This window comes from Geodermatophilus sp. SYSU D00691 (genome assembly GCF_054050275.1).
This window is the reverse complement of record NZ_JBJGYZ010000028.1, coordinates 67,686-84,957: the sequence shown is the minus strand read 5'-3', so window position 1 is coordinate 84,957 and position 17,272 is coordinate 67,686. Positions and strand designations below refer to the sequence as shown.

17 protein-coding genes are annotated in these 17,272 nt (G+C 75.8%); 11 read left to right on the top strand and 6 right to left on the bottom strand.

Annotated elements, in window-relative coordinates; all coding sequences use genetic code 11:
• Positions 1 to 127: 127 nt before the first annotated feature.
• Positions 128 to 760: a hypothetical protein gene (locus ACI797_RS19410; RefSeq protein ID WP_456860476.1), complete on the bottom strand. Its 633-nt coding sequence runs from the start codon at positions 758 to 760 to the stop codon at positions 128 to 130.
• Positions 761 to 930: 170 nt separating this feature from the next.
• Between ACI797_RS19410 and ACI797_RS19405 the strand changes: the two genes are divergently transcribed.
• The gene (locus tag ACI797_RS19405) at positions 931 to 2,094 is read left to right on the top strand and encodes a sensor histidine kinase (protein ID WP_456860474.1); all 1,164 of its coding nucleotides are present in this window, start codon (positions 931 to 933) and stop codon (positions 2,092 to 2,094) included.
• Complete coding sequence (locus tag ACI797_RS19400) at positions 2,091 to 2,753, top strand: response regulator (RefSeq protein WP_456860472.1); 663 nt, start codon at positions 2,091 to 2,093, stop codon at positions 2,751 to 2,753. The genes ACI797_RS19405 and ACI797_RS19400 overlap by 4 nt, the downstream gene beginning before the upstream one ends.
• Before the next feature lie 29 nt (positions 2,754 to 2,782).
• Here the strand turns inward: ACI797_RS19400 and ACI797_RS19395 are convergent, their stop codons facing one another.
• The 3 genes from ACI797_RS19395 to ACI797_RS19385 all read right to left on the bottom strand — a co-directional run bounded on the left by ACI797_RS19395 (position 2,783) and on the right by ACI797_RS19385 (position 5,989).
• Positions 2,783 to 4,378 (bottom strand): long-chain-fatty-acid--CoA ligase, encoded by a 1,596-nt coding sequence (locus ACI797_RS19395; RefSeq protein ID WP_456860470.1) that lies wholly within the window; start codon positions 4,376 to 4,378, stop codon positions 2,783 to 2,785.
• A gap of 64 nt (positions 4,379 to 4,442) precedes the next feature.
• Positions 4,443 to 5,309: a class I SAM-dependent methyltransferase gene (locus ACI797_RS19390; protein WP_456860468.1), complete on the bottom strand. Its 867-nt coding sequence runs from the start codon at positions 5,307 to 5,309 to the stop codon at positions 4,443 to 4,445.
• Between the two features lie 32 nt (positions 5,310 to 5,341).
• Complete coding sequence (locus ACI797_RS19385; protein WP_456860466.1) at positions 5,342 to 5,989, bottom strand: TetR/AcrR family transcriptional regulator; 648 nt, start codon at positions 5,987 to 5,989, stop codon at positions 5,342 to 5,344.
• Positions 5,990 to 6,093: 104 nt separating this feature from the next.
• Here ACI797_RS19385 and ACI797_RS19380 point away from each other — a divergent pair, with 104 nt between their 5' ends.
• The 4 genes from ACI797_RS19380 (at position 6,094) to ACI797_RS19365 (ending at position 10,209) form a co-directional block, all read left to right on the top strand.
• Positions 6,094 to 7,314, top strand: coding sequence for an acyl-CoA dehydrogenase family protein (locus ACI797_RS19380; RefSeq protein WP_456860464.1), 1,221 nt, complete (start codon positions 6,094 to 6,096; stop codon positions 7,312 to 7,314).
• The gene (locus tag ACI797_RS19375) at positions 7,311 to 8,291 is read left to right on the top strand and encodes an acyl-CoA dehydrogenase family protein (protein ID WP_456860462.1); all 981 of its coding nucleotides are present in this window, start codon (positions 7,311 to 7,313) and stop codon (positions 8,289 to 8,291) included. Before ACI797_RS19380 ends, ACI797_RS19375 begins: the two co-directional genes overlap by 4 nt.
• Positions 8,288 to 9,172, top strand: coding sequence for an enoyl-CoA hydratase-related protein (locus ACI797_RS19370; RefSeq protein ID WP_456860460.1), 885 nt, complete (start codon positions 8,288 to 8,290; stop codon positions 9,170 to 9,172). The genes ACI797_RS19375 and ACI797_RS19370 overlap by 4 nt, the downstream gene beginning before the upstream one ends.
• Before the next feature lie 383 nt (positions 9,173 to 9,555).
• Positions 9,556 to 10,209, top strand: a complete 654-nt coding sequence (locus tag ACI797_RS19365) for a hypothetical protein (protein WP_456860458.1) — start codon at positions 9,556 to 9,558, stop codon at positions 10,207 to 10,209.
• Between the two features lie 33 nt (positions 10,210 to 10,242).
• On the opposite strand, the gene ACI797_RS19360 is transcribed toward ACI797_RS19365, so the two are convergent.
• Positions 10,243 to 11,643, bottom strand: coding sequence for a BTAD domain-containing putative transcriptional regulator (locus tag ACI797_RS19360; RefSeq protein ID WP_456860456.1), 1,401 nt, complete (start codon positions 11,641 to 11,643; stop codon positions 10,243 to 10,245).
• Between the two features lie 64 nt (positions 11,644 to 11,707).
• Positions 11,708 to 12,226, bottom strand: coding sequence for a MarR family winged helix-turn-helix transcriptional regulator (locus ACI797_RS19355; protein ID WP_456539613.1), 519 nt, complete (start codon positions 12,224 to 12,226; stop codon positions 11,708 to 11,710).
• A 93-nt stretch (positions 12,227 to 12,319) separates the two neighbouring features.
• Between ACI797_RS19355 and ACI797_RS19350 the strand changes: the two genes are divergently transcribed.
• From ACI797_RS19350 to typA, 5 genes are all read left to right on the top strand, one after another.
• On the top strand, positions 12,320 to 12,883 hold the full coding sequence (locus ACI797_RS19350) for a YceI family protein (RefSeq protein WP_456860454.1): 564 nt from the start codon (positions 12,320 to 12,322) through the stop codon (positions 12,881 to 12,883).
• 162 nt (positions 12,884 to 13,045) lie between these two features.
• On the top strand, positions 13,046 to 13,528 hold the full coding sequence (locus ACI797_RS19345) for a MauE/DoxX family redox-associated membrane protein (protein WP_456860452.1): 483 nt from the start codon (positions 13,046 to 13,048) through the stop codon (positions 13,526 to 13,528).
• The gene (locus ACI797_RS19340; RefSeq protein ID WP_456860450.1) at positions 13,518 to 14,276 is read left to right on the top strand and encodes a DsbA family protein; all 759 of its coding nucleotides are present in this window, start codon (positions 13,518 to 13,520) and stop codon (positions 14,274 to 14,276) included. Before ACI797_RS19345 ends, ACI797_RS19340 begins: the two co-directional genes overlap by 11 nt.
• 384 nt (positions 14,277 to 14,660) lie before the next feature.
• Positions 14,661 to 14,999, top strand: coding sequence for a hypothetical protein (locus tag ACI797_RS19335; protein WP_456860448.1), 339 nt, complete (start codon positions 14,661 to 14,663; stop codon positions 14,997 to 14,999).
• Between the two features lie 100 nt (positions 15,000 to 15,099).
• Complete coding sequence (typA, locus tag ACI797_RS19330; RefSeq protein WP_456860446.1) at positions 15,100 to 16,989, top strand: translational GTPase TypA; 1,890 nt, start codon at positions 15,100 to 15,102, stop codon at positions 16,987 to 16,989.
• The last annotated feature ends 283 nt before the right edge of the window (positions 16,990 to 17,272 follow it).

Sequence of the window (17,272 nt, the reverse complement as noted above, 5' to 3'; positions counted from 1 at the left end):
CCCCCCCCCCCCCCCCCCCCCCCCCCCCCCCCCCCCCCCCCCCCCCCCCCCCCCCCCCCCCCCGCCCCCCCCCCCCCCCCCCCCCCCCCCCCCCCCCCCCCCCCCCCCCCCCCCCCCCCACCGGCCCTCAGGGACGGCGCCAGAGCCAGAGGCCGACGCCGGCGAACCACAGGGGCAGCAGGTAGGTGACCGCCCAGCCGACCGGCGGCAGCGCCAGCCCGACGGCGAGGACGGCGCTGACCACCGCCAGCGCCCGCGAGGTCCGGTGCGCCGCGACGGCGACGGCGGCGAGGAAGCCGACCCCCACCCACGCCGAGAGCGGGTGCGCCGCGTTCGTGAGCACCAGCGCGGCCTCGGTGGCGCCCGGCGTCACAGCACCGTCGAAGACCTGCGTCCCGACCGTCACCGCCGCAGCGAGCGCCACGAAGGCGGCGGCCAGCAGCAGCACGTGCGCGGCACCGAGCACGGGCAGCAGCCGGACCGCGGCGCCGTCCCGCTCGCGGCCGAGCCGGGCCGCCAGGCCGGCGGCCACCGCGCTCGCCAGCACGGCGTAGCCGCCGAGCAGCACCGCGGCGGGACCGACCGCGCTGCCCTCCAGCGCGGCGGCCGCCTCGGCCGGGCTGCCGGCGCCGCCCAGCGGGTCGGCGAACAGGACGGCGGCCCCGGCGAAGGCGGCGAGCGCGCCGACGCCGGCCAGCGCGGGCAGCGGCACGCGGCCGGGGCGGCGGACGGCGGGGGCGGCCACGGGCGTGGTGGTCATCGGGTCCTCCTGGACGACGGGCGCGGGCTCGCGCCGGGTACCGTCCAGCGTCGGCAGGACGGGCGCCGTCGTCGTCCGCCGCCGGAGGCATCCCGCCTCTGCCGCGCGGCAGACCCGGGTCGCCCGCGCGGACGATCCCGCGGGGCCGCCGGCCGCCCTACGCTCCCGCCATGTCGGGCATGGCGAGGCGCTGGCGGGCCCTGCCGCTGCAGGTGCGCGACGGCCTGCTGGCGCTGGTGGTCACCGTCGTCGGGCAGGTCGAGCTGCTGGTCGCCGACGAGGTCGCCGGCCCCCGGCCGCTGCAGCACGTGGCGTTCGCGGTGATCACGCTGAGCCTGGTGGCGCGCCGGTCCCGCCCGCTGGCCGCCACCGTGACCGGCGCGGCCGGGCTGGCGTTCCAGACGGTGCTGGGCGAGGCGCCGGTCGTCGCCGGCTTCGCCGCGCTGCTGGTGCTCACCTACTCGGTGGCCCAGTACGCCGACAGCCGGCGCGACGCCGTCCTCGGCCTGGTCGCGGTGCTCGCCTCGGTGGCGGTCTACCCGTTCGTCGCCGAGGAGGTGAGCGCGGGCGACGAGGTCGCCAACCTGGCGATCCCCGCGATCATCTGGGTCTTCGCCCGGCTGGCGCGGGAGCGGCTGGACCGCGCCGTGCTCGCCGAACGGGCGGCGCAGGCCGCCCGGGAGCGGGTCCGCGAGGAGGAGCGCGCCCGCGAGGCCGCGCTGGCCGCCGAGCGCCGGCGGATCGCCCGCGAGATGCACGACGTCGTCGGCCACGGCGTCACCCTCATGCTGCTGCACGCCGACGCCGCCCAGGCCGCGCTGCAGGGCCGCGAGCCCGCGGCCGCCCGGGCCCTCGACGTCGTCCTGACCGCCGGCCGGACGGCGCTCGACGACCTGCACCGCCTGCTGCGCGTGCTGCGCGAGGAGACCGCCGAGCCACCCGGCACCCTCGCCGACCTCGACCGCCTGCTCGCCGCGGCGCGCGCGACCGGGGTCGACGCCCGGCTCGTGGTCGAGGGCGGGGAGCGCCCGCTGCCGGGCGGGGTGGAGGCGACCGCCTCGCGGGTGGTGCAGGAGGCGGTGACCAACGTGCTCAAGCACGCCGCGGCCGGCCGGCTGGTTGTTCGGCTGCGCTACGGCGACGACGAGCTCGGGATCGAGGTGACCGACGACGGGTCGGGCGCCGGCGGTGGGCCGTCGGCCGGCCTCGGGCTGGCCGGGCTGCGTGAGCGGGTCGCCCTGTTCGACGGCCGGCTGACCGCGGGCCCGCGGGACGACGGCGCGGGGTGGCGGGTGGCCGCCGTCCTGCCCGTGCCGGCCGCGGTCGCCGCATGAGCGTCCGGGTGCTGCTCGCCGACGACGAGGCGCTGGTGCGGGCCGGGCTGCGGATGATCCTGGAGGCCGAGCCCGACCTGGAGGTGGTGGGCGAGGCCGGCGACGGCGCCGAGGCGGTGGCGCTGTGCCGCCAGCTGCGCCCCGACGTCGTCCTGGTCGACCTGCGCATGCCCCGGGTCGACGGCATCGCCGCCGCCCGCCGGATCAGCGGCGACCCCGACCTGCGCACCGCCGTCGTCGTGCTCACCACGTTCGACGCAGACGAGCACGTGGTCGAGGCGCTGCGGGCCGGAGCCACCGGGTTCCTGCTCAAGTCGATGCCGCGCGAGCAGCTGGCCGCGGCGGTGCGCACGGCGGTCGGCGGGGAGGCGCTGCTCGCGCCCGCGCTGCTGCGCCGGCTGCTCGACGACCACGTGGCGCGCGCCGGGCGCCGTCCCGCCCCGCTGCCCGGGCTCGACTCGCTCACCGCGCGCGAGGAGGAGGTGCTGCGGCTGCTGGCGCGCGGGCTGTCCAACGCCGAGATCGCCGACCGGCTGGTGCTCGGCGAGGGCACGGTGAAGACGCACGTCGCCCGGGTGCTGGCCAAGCTCGGCGTCCGCGACCGCGTGCAGGCCGTCGTCGCCGCCTACGAGTCCGGCCTGGTGCGTCCGGGGGAGTAGCACGTGCGGCCGTGGGACGCCGCGACGGCTCAGACGGCGGGCTCGGAGACGAGCGAGCCGGCCTTGTGCTGCTTGCGCAGCTCGGTCTTGAGGATCTTGCCGCTGGGGTTGCGCGGCAGCGGCCCGCCGACCGAGTACTGCCGCGGGTTCTTGTAGCGGGCCAGCCGCTCCTGGCACCACGCGGCGAGCTCCTCCGGCGTGGGCGGGTCGGCCGGGTCGCGGGGGGAGACGACGGCCAGCGGCGCCTCGCCGTACCGGGTGTCCGGGACGCCGATCAGCGCCACCTCGGCCACCTTCGGGTGCGCCGCCAGGACGTCCTCGACCTCGGCGCAGTAGATGTTCTCCCCGCCGGAGATGATCATGTCCTTCTTGCGGTCGACGACGTAGTAGTAGCCGTCCTCGTCCTGCCGCACGAGGTCACCGGAGTGGAACCAGCCGCCGGCGAAGGCCTCCGCCGTCGCCTCGGGCTTGTTCCAGTACTCCTTCATGACCATCGGGCTGCGGTAGACGATCTCGCCGACCTCCCCCTGCGGGACGTCGTTCATGAGCTCGTCGACGACGCGGACCTCGACGTTGAGCATCGGCGTGCCCACCGAGCCGATCTTGCGCACCGAGTCCTCGCCGCGCAGGAAGCAGGTGACCGGGCTGCACTCGGTCTGCCCGAACGCGGTGATCACCTCGGCCTGCGGGAAGGTGTCGATCATCGCGCGCAGCAGGCTGGTCGACGCCGGCGCGGCGCCCCACGAGATCCGGTGCAGGTGGGAGAGGTCCCGCTGCTCGATGCCGGGGACGGCGACCACCGCGGCCCACATCGCCGGCACCATGAAGATGCTGGAGATCTTCTCCCGCTCGATCATGTCGAGCGTGGCCACGGGGTCGAACGCCCCGGACTTGATGATCACGTTCGTGCCGCCGAGCAGCAGCGGCGGCAGCCCGCCGGCCAGCCCCGCGATGTGGAACAGCGGCGCCCCCGGCGCGGCCACCCGGTCCTCGGGGTTCCAGCCGAGGTGGGTGACCTGGCTGAAGACGTGCATCAGCAGGTTGTGGTGGGTGAGGACGGCGCCCTTCGGCCGGCCGGTCGTGCCCGACGTGTACATGATGAACGCCGGCTCCTGCTCGTCGACGACGACGTCCAGCGGCTCGGCCGAAGCGGCGGCGACCGCCGCCTCGTACGGCTCGCTGCCCGGCCCGCACGCGGCCTCGCCGATCACCAGCACGGTGCGCACGTCCGGCGCCTGCTCCAGCGCCTTGGCCGCCACCCCGGCCAGGGGGTCGTCCACGACCAGCGCCGTCGCGCCGCTGTCGGCGAGCACGTAGGCCACCTCGTCGGCGACCAGCCGGAAGTTCACCGGGACGACGATCGCGCCCAGCCGGACGCCGGCCAGGTAGGACTCCCACACCTCGATGCCGTTGAGCCCCAGGACGGCGACCCGGTCACCGACGCCCACGCCGCGGTCGGCGAGCGCCCGCGCCAGCCGGGTGACCCGCTCGTCGAGCTCGGCGTAGCTGCGTCCGGTCCCCTCGAAGCGGACGGCGCTCACCTCCGGCGTCGTCCGGGCCCAGCGCGCGAGCTGGTCGGCCATGGTCATGCCGCGGCCCTGCAGGATGGGGATCTGGACGGTCATGCGCTGCTCCTCGGGCCGCCGGGGGTGTGACGCCGGTCATGCTGGCCGCGATGTGACGTGACGGTCAACCCTGACCGGGTCGGGGCGGCGGGACGGGTGCGCGCCGGGCCGGCGTCCGCGCCGAGGCGCCCACCACGAGCGGGTTGAGCAGCACCGCGTCGAACTCCGCGGCCTCCGCCCGCAGCCGCCGCTCGAAGGTCTCGGGCCCGACCTCGGCCGCGGTGGTCACGCCGGTCATCTCGAACGCCGGCAGCAGGCTGGTGACGTCGCCGCCGACGATCGACAGGCCCACCGCGCCGCCGCCCTGCTCGACCGGCGTGGCGGCGGTGAGGGTGGTGCGCGCCAGGCCGGCCGCGGTGAACACCGCCGCCAGGCGCAGCGCCATGTCCACCGGGCGGCCCAGCCGGCGGAAGGTCTCGAGCACCCAGCCGTTGAACGCGGTCAGCAGCGGCAGCTCCGGGTGCGCGGCGCGGGTGGCCAGCGCGACGTCCAGGAACGCGACCACCCCGCCCGGCCGGACCAGGTCGGCGGCCAGTGCGACCTGGGCCACCGGGTCGTCGAGGTGGACGAGGATCAGCCGGCCGACCACCGCGTCGAGCGTCTCCAGCGGGCGCCAGGTGGTGACGTCGGCCTGCTCGAAGCGCACGTTGGTCAGCCCCGCCTCCGCGGCGCGGCGGCGGGCCAGCTCCAGGGGGCGCTCGGCGCCGTCCACCCCGACGACCGACCCCATGGGCCCGACGCGCGCGGCGACGGCCAGGGTCACGTCGCCCGGGCCGCAGCCGAGGTCGGCCACCGCCATCCCCGGCCGCAGACCCGCGGCGTCCAGCCACGCGTCGGTGGCCGGGCCGTACAGCCGCGAGACCGCCGCCAGCCGGGCCATCTCCGGATCGGCCGAGCCGAGGACGTACTCGTGGACGCGCACCTCGTCCATCCCGCCATGCTGGCCCGGCCGGGTCCCCGGCGTCACCCCTCGGGCGCGCCGTACAGGTACCGGCGGGCGAGCCGCTTCCAGAGCGCGACGTGGGGGTCGGTGGCGGGTGGCCGTTCCTCGAAGGCGTAGACGATGGCGACGCCCCGCATGCTGGTGAACAGCAGCTCGCACAGCTCGGCGTAGAGCGCCGCCGCGGCGATCTCCGGCCCCCAGATCTCGTCGGCGACGGCGCCGATCGCCGCGCGCAGCCGCCGCTCCTGCGCCCGCAGCCCCACCCGCAGCTCGGCGTCGGTCCGGGCGGCCACCCACAGCTCCATCGCCGCCCAGAACGGTGGCTCCTGGAAGGTGGCCCACATCAGGTCCAGCGCCCGGTCGACCCGCTCGGGCCCGGTGGGCTGGTCGGCCATGAGCGCGGCCGCCCGGTCGCGCAGCTCGGTCAGCCGGGTGGTGACCAGGTGCTCGGCCGCGGCGACCAGCAGCTCGCCGCGGGAGGGGAAGTGGTGCAGCAGGCGGCCGCGGGAGACCCCGGCGCGGGCCTGCACCGCGAGCGTCGAGGCGCCGGCGTAGCCGTCCTCGACCAGGCAGGTGACCGCCGCCTCGAGGATCAGCGCGCGGCTGTCGGCGGTGCGCCGGGCCCGCGCGCTGCCGGGCGCGGGCGGGCCGGTGGGCAGCGCGGTCACCGCGCGAGCGTAGGGCCCGGCGGCCCTGGCAGTCACCGTTGACCGTTCCGGAGGAGCGGTGCGAGGGTGAGCCGGGTCACCCCCTCGACGGAAGGCAGCCGCGCGTGGACTTCGACGACACCCCCGACGAGGCGGCCTACCGGGCGCACGTGCGCGCGGTCCTCGACGAGCACGCCGGCGAGCTGCTGCACACCGCGCCGGGCGAGGAGTCGCCCGACGCCGGCCGGCACGAGGCCGAGTTCCGCCGCACCCAGCGGGTGCTCGCGGAGGCCGGCCTGGTGGGCGTGACCTGGCCGCGCGAGCACGGCGGGCAGGGCGGCACGCTGGTGCAGCAGGCGATCGTGGCGCAGGAGCTGGCCCGCGCCCGGGTGCCCCCGCTGATCAACCACATCGGCCTGGGCATGTGCGGACCGACCGTCATCGCGCACGGCAGCGAGGACCAGAAGCGGCGTTACCTGGCCCGGCTGCTGCGCGCCGACGACGTCTGGTGCCAGCTGTTCAGCGAGCCGGCGTCGGGCTCCGACCTGGCGGCGCTGCGCACCACCGCCGTCCGCGACGGCGACGACTGGGTGGTCAACGGGCAGAAGGTCTGGACGACGCTGGCCCACGTCTCCGACTTCGGGATCCTTTTGACCCGCACCGACCCCACCCGCCCGAAGCACGCCGGGCTGACGATGTTCGTCGTCGACATGCACGCCCCCGGGGTGACGGTGCGGCCGCTGCGCCAGATGGCCGGTGGCGCCGGGTTCAACGAGGTGTTCTTCGACGACGTGCGCATCCCCGACACCGAGCGGCTCGGCGAGCCGGGGGAGGGGTGGCGGGTGGCGCTCACCACGCTGATGAACGAGCGGGTGGCGATCGGCGGGGCCGGCACCGACCTCGGCCAGCCGGTGGAGTCGCTCGTCGCGCACGCCCGCGACCGGCTGCCCGCGCTCGACCCGGAGCGGCAGGTAGTCGCCCGGCAGGCGGTCGGCCGGGCGGTGGTCGCCTCGCTGGCCACCCGGTACACCGGCTACCGCCGGTTCACCGTGCTCAGCCAGGGCGGCATCCCGGGCCCGGAGGCCAGCGCCGGCAAGCTGGCCGGCACCGCGGCGGCGAAGCTGGTGGCCGACGCCGGCGTGCGGCTGCTCGGCGACGAGGCCGTCTACTGGGCCACCGCGGACGGCGACGACACCTGGCAGCGCACCCAGGCGTACCTGCCCGGGCTGGCGATCGCCGGGGGCACCGACCAGGTGCTGCGCAACATCCTGGGCGAGCGCGTGCTCGGCCTGCCGCCGGAACCCCGCTCCGACAAGAACCAGCCGTTCTCCGGGGGCACGCGGTGAACTTCGACCTCGACACCGACCAGCGCGACGCGGCGGCCGCGGCGCGGGAGTTCTTCACCGAACAGGCCTCGCCGGGTGCCGCGCGGGACGCGCTGGAGGGCGGCGCGGTCCGGCCGGGGCACAAGGCCCTGGCCGAGATCGGCTTCCTCGGCATCACCGTGCCCGAGGCGGCGGGCGGCGCCGGGCGCGGGCTGCTCGACCTCGCCGTCGTGGCCGAGCAGGCGGGCGCCGTGCTCGCCGGCCCGTCGCTGGTGACCGCCGCCCGCGCCGGCGTGCTGCTCGCCGACGAGCCGGAGCTGGCCGCGCGGCTGGCCGACGGGTCGACCGCCTTCGCGGTCGTCGACGGGTCCGCCCCCGCGATCGACGCGGTGGGGGCGACGGCGTTCCTGGCCCTCGACGGCGACGACCTCGTGCTCGGCGAGGGCGAGGCCACCGCCGGCCGGCCGATCGACGCCACCCGCGGCCTGGCCACGGTGCGGCTCACCTCGCGGCGGGTGCTGCGCCCCGGTGCCGGCGAGCTGTGGACGCGGGCCCGGCACGCCGGAGCCGTGGTGCTGGCGGCCGAGGACCTCGGCGCGGCCGACCGCGCGGTCGCCCTCGGGGTGGCCTACGCCAAGGAACGGGAGGCGTTCGGGCGGCCGATCGGCTCCTACCAGTCGGTCAAGCACATGCTGGTCGACGCCTGGGTGGGCGTGGAGACGCTGCGCTCGCTGGTGTGGTGGGCCGCGTGGGCGGCCGACGCCGCGCCCGGCGAGCTGCCGCTGGCCGCCTCCGCCGCCAAGGCGCAGGCCGCGGGCGCGCTCGAGCGGGCCGCCGAGACGCTCATCCAGGTGCACGGCGGCATCGGCTTCACCTGGGAGCACGACGCGCACCTGTTCTGGCGGCGGGCCAAGGTCGACCGGCTGCTGCTCGGCGACGAGGCCGAGCACCTCGACGCCGTCGCGCGGCTCGCCGTCGCCGGGGCGCTGGGGGCGTGACCTTCGAGCAGATCCGCTACGAGGTCGCCGACGGCGTCGCCACGATCACGCTGCACCGGCCGGAGCAGCGCAACGCCTTCACCGCCACGATGGCCGACGAGCTGGTGCGGGCCGCCGGGGCCGCCGACGCCGACGACGCGGTGCGGGTCGTGCTGGTCACCGGGGCGGGGCGGCACTTCTGCGTGGGCGCCGACCTCAGCGGCGGCCGCGACACCTTCGACGTCGACCGCGTGGCGAACCGCCCCAGCGGGCCGATGAGCGAGACGGTCGGCGGGGTGCCGCGCGACCGCGGCGGGGTGGTGTCGCTGGCGTTCGCCGCGCTGCGCAAGCCGGTGGTCGCCGCGGTCAACGGCACCGCGGTCGGCGTCGGCGCCACGATGACCCTGCCCATGGACGTGCGCATCGCCGCGGAGTCGGCGCGCTTCGGGTTCCCGTTCGTGCGCCGCGGCATCCTGCCCGAGGCGGCGTCGGGCTGGTTCCTGCCGCGGGTCGTGGGCATCAGCCGGGCGGTGGAGTGGGTGGCCACCGGGCGGGTGTTCGACGCCGCCGAGGCGCTGGCCGGCGGGCTGGTCTCCCGCGTCGTCCCCGACGACGAGCTGCTCCCCACCGCGCGGGCGCTGGCCGCCGAGATCGTCGAGAACACCTCGGGGGTCGCCGTGGCCGCCGCCCGCCGGCTGCTGTGGTCGATGCTCGGCTCGCCGACCCCGTGGGACTCCCACCGCCTGGAGTCGCAGGCGCTCATGGCCCTCGGCGCCGGCCCGGACGCCGCCGAGGGGGTCACCTCGTTCCTGGAGAAGCGCCCGGCGCGGTTCACCGCCCCGCTCGACGACGTCCCCGTCCCGCCCTGGCCCGAGGTCCCCGACGACGTCACCGGAGGCTGAGTTCGGCAGCAGAGTGACTTCCAGGTGGGGAAGTCACCTCCCTCGCCTGCCGGGTGATCGCCGCTTCCGGGGCGGCGGGCGGGGGCGGAGAACCGCTGTGCACGCGTTTCACCCGCATCGACCGGGCTGCAGCGCGTGCACAGCCGGAGATGAGCGGGCACGGCGAGCGCGGGACGGCATCGGACCTGCCCGGAGGTCGCGGCCCTGGGGGTGCTTTCCACCCAGCAGCCACCTTGCTGCCGGACGCCACCGGACGCTGACGTGCGAGGGAACCTCCGCCGTCAGCTTCCGAGGTCAGCGCCTCTTCAGCGCTTCTTCAGCGCCCGGGTCGACCGTCCTCGCATCCGGAGCCGCCCGGCTCCCTCCCGAGGAAGGCACCCACCGTGAACCGCTTCTCCCGCAACCTGGTCCGCGCCACCGTCCCCGTCGCCGCGCTCGCGTTCGGCGTCGCCGTCGCGGCCCCGGCCTCGGCCGCCGACGTCGCGTACAACGCCTACGACACCGACGGCAACGGCTACGTCGACGCCTACGGCTTCGACGCCAGCTACGACGGCTGGGAGGACACCTGGGCGATCGACTGGAACGAGAACGGCTACGCCGAGCAGATCGCCGAGGACACCGACCTCGACGGCTACGCCGACACCTGGTCGTTCGACTCGAACGAGGACGGCTACGTCGAGGAGGTCGGCATCGACACGACCTACAACGGCCAGCCCGACGTGTGGGGCGTGGACGAGGACGTCGACGGCTACGCCGACTGGCTGTACTACGACACGAACGACGACGGCTACGCCGACTACTACGAGTCGGCCTACGCCACCTCCTACGCGTACGCGTCGGTCAGCTACGTCTTCGTCGAGGCCTACGGCTACACCTACTGGGAGGTGAGCTACCAGTACGGCTACGGCCTCACCGACCGCGACGAGGACGGCGCCGTCGACCGGCTGGCCGCGGGCGAGCCGCAGGCCGTCGCCTCCACGACGCCCGACGGCTCCGCGGTCGTGGAGGACGCGCTGTCCGCGCTGCTGCCGCTCTGAGCCGCCGGGTGCGCCCGCCGCTCAGACGGGCGCTCAGACCGACGCGATGCCCAGCGCCCGGGCCCGGTTCGCCAGAGCCGGGACCCGGGCGCCGCTGTCGGTCACCCCGAGCCGGCGGCACAGCTGGCCCAGGACGGCGTCGACCTCCTCGGCCGGCACCGCCAGCGCCTCGGCCAGCAGGTCCTCCGCCCGCGCCCCGCGGAACGCCTCCGCCGGCGCGGCCAGCACGGCGCCGAGCACCGCGGCCTCCTGCGGCGGCAGCCCGCCGAGCAGCGCCACCGGCGCGTCGAGGGTGACCACCGTCGACTCCTCCGCCGCCCGCCGCGCCCGGCTGGAGGAGCGGAACAGCAGCGCCGTCTCGCCCACCCGCACCACCGCCCCGTCGCGCAGCAGCCGGCGGCCGCGCACCACGGTCCCGTCCACGAGCGAGCCGTTCCGCGAGGAGTCGACCAGCACCCAGCCCAGCCGGCACCACTCGAGGCGGGCGTGGGTCCGCGACACCTCGGGGTCCCAGCCGAGGGTGACCGCGTTGCCCGGCGCCCGGCCGATCGTCACCGGTGACCGCGCCACGTCCAGGACGACGACCCGCTGCTCGCCCGCCGCGTCCCGGAACAGCAGGAACGGCCGGCTCTCCCGCTCGACCCCGCGCAGGTCCTCGGTGGCCAGCACCGCGCGCTCGAGGTCCCGCAGCTCCGGCCCCGGGTCGGCGCCGAGCTCCTCGCTGAGGACCCGTCGTCCCTCCCGCAACACCGCCAGCGCGTCGGCCGCCCGCCCGCTGCGGTAGAGCGCCAGCACCAGCAGCGCCCGCAGGTGCTCGTCCAGCGGCGCCGCGCCGACCGTGTCGGCGAGCTCGGGCACCACCTCGGCGTGCCGGCCCAGCGCCAGGTGCGCCTCCATCCGGGTGCCGACGGCGGCCAGCCGCTCCTCGGCCAGCGCGGCGAGCTCGGCCTGCAGACCCGGCTCGTCGGCGAGGTCGGCCAGCGCCGCGCCGCGCCACAGGCCGAGCGCCTCGTCCAGGTCGGCGACCGCCTCGGCGGCCCGTCCCCGGCGCAGCGCCGCTCGGCCGCTCTCCACCGCGGCCCGGAACCGCAGCAGGTCCAGCTGGTCCGCGGGGACTTCCAGGGCGTACCCGGGCTCGCGGCGGACGACGGTCAGCCCGCTGCCGCCGGCCGTGAGCAGCTTGCGCAGCGTCGAGACGTGCACCTGCAGGGTGTTGCGGACCTTGTCGTTCGCCTCCTCGCCCCACAGCAGGTCGACCAGCCGGTCGGCCGAGACGGTGCGGCCGGCGGCCAGCAGCAGCGCGGCCAGCAGCAGCCGCTGCTTGCGCCCGCCGAGGGGGAGCGGGCCGCCCCCGGCGTGCACCTCGAGCGGCCCGAGCACCCGGCACTCGGTGCCGGTCCCGATGCCGGTCTCGATGTCGGGGGGCGCGACCACGGCGGCATGCTGCCACGCTTTCGGCGCCGAAAGCGGTCCCTCTTTCGGCGCTGAAAGCGGGAGATCAGAAGGTGAAGGCGCCGGCCGGGGGCTCGAGGTGGCGCAGCAGCGTCTCGCCGAGGTCGCGCATCGCGGCGACCTGCTCGGGGGAGAGCTGGTCGAACAGGTGGGTCCGCACGCTCTCGACGTGGACCGGCGCGGCGGCCTCGAGCGCGGCGAACCCCTCGTCGGTGAGGACGGCGAGCAGCCCGCGGCCGTCGTCGGGGCAGACCTCGCGGCGCACCCAGCCGCGCTCCTCCAGCCGGGACACGGCGTGCGACAGGCGGCTGCGCGACGACAGGCAGCGGTCGGCCAGCTGGCTCATCCGCAGCCGGCGGTCGGGCGCCTCGGAGAGGCTGACCAGGATCTCGTAGTAGGCGTGGGAGATGCCGGTGGCGTGGGTCAGCTCGCGGTCGAGCCGGTCCTGCAGCAGCATCGAGCTGAACAGCCAGGCGCGCCAGGCCTTCTGCTCCTCGGCGTCGAGCCAGCGCGGAGCCCGCGCCGCGGCGGCGGGCTGTGAGGAAGGCGACACCTGCGTGGTCATGCCTCCAGCGTACTAGCGGAATAGTTAAGCTCTCAACTACGCTAGCGACGGGCAGAAGGTACAACGCTCAACGATCTCTGAGGAGCACCACCCGTGACCAGCACCCAGACCACCCAGATCCCCGGCTACGTCGTCGGCACCTGGGACATCGACGCGTCGCACTCGACCGTCGGCTTCTCCGTCCGCCACATGATGGTCAGCAAGGTCCGCGGCTACTTCCGCGAGTTCACCGGCGAGATCGTCACCGCCGAGGACCCGGCGCAGTCCTCCGTGACCGCCTCGATCGACCTGGGCTCGATCGACACCCGGCAGGACCAGCGCGACGCGCACATCCGCTCCGCCGACTTCTTCGACGTCGACAACCACCCGCACATGACCTTCCGGTCCACCGCGGTGCGCACCGACGGCGCCGACTGGTTCATCGACGGCGAGCTGACCCTCAAGGGCAACACCAAGCCGGTCACCCTGGCTCTCGAGCTCAACGGCTTCGGGCCGGACGCCTACGGCGGCTACCGCGCCGGCTTCTCGGGCAAGACCGAGATCAACCGCAACGACTTCGGCGTCGACATCAAGATGCCCATGGACGGCGGCGGCGTCGTCGTGGGCGACAAGGTCTCCGTCGAGCTCGAGATCGAGGCCGTCCTCCGCGCGGCCTGACGAAGGACCCCCTGCCCCCCACCGCTCGCGAGCTCGCGGCGGGGCCCTGCAGGGGGCCGTTCCATCACGCTGACGAGGCCCCCGGCGTCCTGCCGGGGGCCTCTCGGCGTCTTCACAGGTCAAGGGCAGCCGCCTCCCAACCGCACGGACGACGGTGGGCGGGTGAGGACCGCCGCCCCCTGGCTCGCCACCGCGGCGCGCCTGGTGCTCGGCGGCCTGCTCCTGGTCGCCGGCGTCCTGAAGCTGCCCGACCCGGCGGCCGCCGTGCGCGCGGTGCGCGCGTACCGGCTGCTCCCCGAGGCGCTGGTCGGGCCGGTCGCCTTCGGCCTGCCCGTCCTCGAGATCGCGGTCGGGCTCGCCCTGCTCGCCGGGGTCTTCGTGCGGACGGCGGCGCTGTCGGCCGCCGTGCTGCTCGCCGTCTTCACCGCGGCCGTGGCCTCCGCCTGGGCCCGCGGCCTGCGGATCGACTGCGGCTGCTTCGGCGGCGGGGGAGAGGTGGCCGCGGTCGACACCGCCTACCCCGCCGAGGCGCTGCGCGACACCGCGCTGCTGCTGGTCGCCCTCGCCCTCGCCCGGTGGCCCCGCTCGCGGCTGGCCCTGGGCGGCCGACCCCTGCCCTTGGAGGAGCTCGCCCGTGTCCGGTGACGCCAAGCGCGCCGCCGCCCGCCGCCGCATCGCCGAGCAGCGCGCCGCGGAGGCCGCCGCCCGCGCCCGCGCGCAGCGCCGCCGCCGTCAGCTCGGCGGGCTGGTCGCGGCGGCGCTGGTGGCCGTCGCCGTCGTCGTCACGATCGTCGTCCAGGGGCACCGCACCGCGACCGCCGCCGACTCCGTAACCCCCGCGCACACCACCGACGACGGGACGACGGTCGTCGTCGGCTCGGCCGACGCGCCGGTGACGGTCGACCTCTACGAGGACTTCCAGTGCCCGGTCTGCAAGAGCTTCGAGGACGCCGCCGGGCCGGCGCTGGCCTCCTCCGTCGCCGACGGCACGGTCCAGGTGCGCTACCACGGCATGGCGTTCCTCGACACGAGCGCCAACGACGACTACTCCACGCGCGCGCTCAACGCCGCCGCCGCCGTCCTCGACACCGCCGGTTCCGACGCCTTCGAGGCGTTCCACGACCTGCTCTACGCCAACCAGCCGGCCGAGGGCGGGTCGGGCCTGACCGACGACCAGCTGGTCGACTACGCCGTCCAGGCCGGCGCGAGCGGCGAGCAGGTCGAGCAGGCCGTCCGCGACCTCACGTACGGGGACTGGGTGCAGCGGGTCACCGACCAGGCGTCGCAGGACGGCGTCACCGGCACGCCGACGGTCCTGGTCGACGGGCAGCAGCTCTCCGACCTCACCGCCGACGCGCTGAGCAGCGCGATCTCCGCCGCCGCCCGGGGCTGAGGGGGCAGGATCCGTCCGGGCGGGTTCCGGGCGGACGGGGGAGTCGGTGGCACGCCGCGGGCGGTGGCGGTCGACGCCGTACGTGCTGCTCGCCGTCGGCTTCCTCGTCATGCTGCTGGCCGGCTCCGCCGCCGGTCGTCCAGCGGGTCGGCATCGCGCCGGGCGGGCACGCCCACGCGCTGCTGGACTGGCGCACCTACGCCGGGTGGGCCGACGCGGAGACGCCGCAGTCGGTCACCGTCGCCCTCGCGCCCGGTGCGCCGGCCGTCGACGCCGCGGTGGTCGGCGGCCCGGGCCCGGCGCCCTTCGACCTCGCCGACGGCGGCACCTGGGGCATCGCGCCCTGGGCGCCGCCGTGGACCTGATCCCGGGGACACTGGCGGCATGGCCGTCTCCTCGCCGACCCGCACCCGCTTCCCGTCCTCGGTGCTCGTGGCCGTCGGGCTGGCCGCGGGCTTCGGCGTCGCGCAGGGCACCGGGGTGCGCGCCCTGGGCGGTGCGCTGCTGGCGGTGTGCGGGGTGGGCGCGGCGGCGCTGTGGGTCCGCCGCCGCGGCTGGCCGGTCGCCGTGGGGCTCGGGCTGCTCTACCTGGGGGCGTTCGTGCTGGCCCATGTGCTCGCCCTCGGCGTGGGCCTGAACTCCTGGCTGGCGGTGGGATTGGTCACGATCGCCTCCGCGGGGGTGACGTACCTGGTGGCCGATCGGGACGCCGTCCGCGCCTGACCGCGTAACCTGGGAAGGTCGCCGGGCCGGCGGCCGTTACCAGAGATGCCGCGTGCGCGCTCGCCGCGGCGTCCCCGAATCCCCTGAGGTGCCTCTCCGCATGCCCACCCGCGACGACCTGCGCAACGTGGCGATCATCGCCCACGTCGACCACGGCAAGACCACCCTGGTCGACGCCCTCCTCCGCCAGGCCGGCGCGCTCGGCCGCGCCAAGGGCGAGGGCACGGACGCGGACACCACGCAGGACCGCGTCATGGACTCGATGGACCTCGAGCGCGAGCGCGGCATCACCATCCTCGCCAAGAACACCGCGATCCGGCTGGCCGACGAGGACGGCAACCCGGTGACGGTGAACATCGTCGACACCCCCGGCCACGCCGACTTCGGCGGCGAGGTCGAGCGCGGCCTGTCGATGGTCGACGGCGTCGTCCTGCTCGTCGACGCCTCCGAGGGCCCGCTGCCGCAGACCCGCTTCGTGCTGCGCAAGGCGCTCGGCCAGCGCAAGCCGGTGATCCTCGTCGTGAACAAGACCGACCGTTCCGACGCGCGCATCGCCGAGGTCGTGGACGAGACCTACGAGCTGTTCATGGAGCTGCTCGAGGACAACGGCCTGGGCGAGGAGGCGCTGGAGTTCCCGATCGTCTACAGCAACGGCAAGACCGGGCAGGCCTCGCTCACCCGCCCGGCCGACGGCACGTCGCCGGACAGCCCCGACCTCGCGCCGCTGGTGAAGACGCTGCTGGAGACCATCCCGGCGCCCACCTACGACGCCGAGGAGCCGCTGCGCGCGCAGGTCACCAACCTCGACGCCTCGCCCTACCTCGGCCGGCTGGCGCTGCTGCGCATCCACTCCGGCACGCTCAAGAACGGCCAGCAGGTCGCCTGGTGCAAGACCGACGGCAGCATCTCGCGGGTCAAGATCACCGAGCTGCTGATGACCGAGGGCCTGACCCGCACCCCGGCCGAGAGCGCCGGCCCCGGTGACCTCGTCGCCATCGCCGGCATCGAGGACATCATGATCGGCGACACCCTCGCCGACCCCGAGGACCCGCGCCCGCTGCCCCCGCTGACCGTCGACGAGCCGTCGATCTCGATCACCATCGGCATCAACACCTCGCCGATCTCCGGCCGCTCGGGCAAGAAGCTCACCGCCCGGCTGATCAAGAACCGCCTCGACCAGGAGCTGGTCGGCAACGTGTCGGTGCGCATGCTGCAGACCGACCGCCCCGACACCTGGGAGATGCAGGGCCGCGGCGAGCTGGCCCTGGCGATCCTGGTCGAGCAGCTGCGCCGCGAGGAGTTCGAGCTCACCGTCGGCCGCCCGCAGGTGGTCACCAAGGAGATCGACGGGAAGCTGCACGAGCCGATGGAGCGGGTCACCATCGACAGCCCCGGCGAGTACGTCGGCACGCTGACCCAGGCGCTGGCCGCCCGCAAGGGCCGCATGGAGAACCTGGTGCACCACGACACCGGCTGGGCGCGGCTGGAGTACGTCGTCCCCTCGCGCGGCCTGATCGGCTTCCGCACCGAGTTCCTCACCGAGACCCGCGGCACCGGCGTCCTCAACCACAACCTCGAGGGCTACGAGCCGTGGCAGGGCGACATGCGCGCCCGGCCGACCGGCTCGCTGGTCGCCGACCGGCAGGGCGTGGCGACGTCGTACGCGATGTTCTCGCTGCAGGAGCGCGGCTCGCTCATGGTCGCCCCGGGCACCGAGGTGTACGAGGGCATGATCGTCGGCGAGAACTCCCGCCCCGACGACATGGACGTCAACATCACCAAGGAGAAGAAGCTCACCAACATGCGGTCCTCGACCGCTGAGGAGCTCGAGCGCCTGGTGCCGCCGCGGATCCTCAACCTGGAGCAGGCCCTGGAGTTCTGCGCCGAGGACGAGTGCGTCGAGGTGACGCCGGGCGCCATCCGCATCCGCAAGGTGATCCTCGACCAGAACGAGCGCGGCAAGGCCAAGAACCGCAAGCCCAAGCTCTGAACCCGTCGGGCTCGTCCGCCGGGCCGAGAAGGCAGTTCGTGCACGGCCGGGCGGCGTGTCCGCGCGTGTCCCGTGCACGGATCGCCTTCTCGGCCGGCGGAGGCGCGCGGCGCCCTCGGCGGGGCGGACGTGGTGGTCCGGTCACGGGTCGTGGCGACGGGCCGGACCGGTCCGCCACGCCGCCCGCTCCCTGCCGCTGACCTGCGGACACGCCGACCTACGTTCAGATCGGACCCGTCTGACCGGCGGGTCGGGTGCGACAACGGGAAGGCGGCGCGAGCGC

Excerpts from the sequence above, each read along its gene's own strand:
- ACI797_RS19400 (WP_456860472.1), top strand. The coding sequence starts at position 2,091 with ATGAGCGTCCGGGTGCTGCTCGCCGACGACGAGGCGCTGGTGCGGGCC.
- ACI797_RS19335 (WP_456860448.1), top strand. The coding sequence starts at position 14,661 with ATGGCCGTCTCCTCGCCGACCCGCACCCGCTTCCCGTCCTCGGTGCTC.
- ACI797_RS19405 (WP_456860474.1), top strand. The coding sequence starts at position 931 with ATGTCGGGCATGGCGAGGCGCTGGCGGGCCCTGCCGCTGCAGGTGCGC.
- ACI797_RS19390 (WP_456860468.1), bottom strand. The coding sequence starts at position 5,309 with ATGGACGAGGTGCGCGTCCACGAGTACGTCCTCGGCTCGGCCGATCCG.
- ACI797_RS19410 (WP_456860476.1), bottom strand. The coding sequence starts at position 760 with ATGACCACCACGCCCGTGGCCGCCCCCGCCGTCCGCCGCCCCGGCCGC.
- ACI797_RS19395 (WP_456860470.1), bottom strand. The coding sequence starts at position 4,378 with ATGACCGTCCAGATCCCCATCCTGCAGGGCCGCGGCATGACCATGGCC.
- typA (WP_456860446.1), top strand. The coding sequence starts at position 15,100 with ATGCCCACCCGCGACGACCTGCGCAACGTGGCGATCATCGCCCACGTC.
- ACI797_RS19355 (WP_456539613.1), bottom strand. The coding sequence starts at position 12,226 with ATGACCACGCAGGTGTCGCCTTCCTCACAGCCCGCCGCCGCGGCGCGG.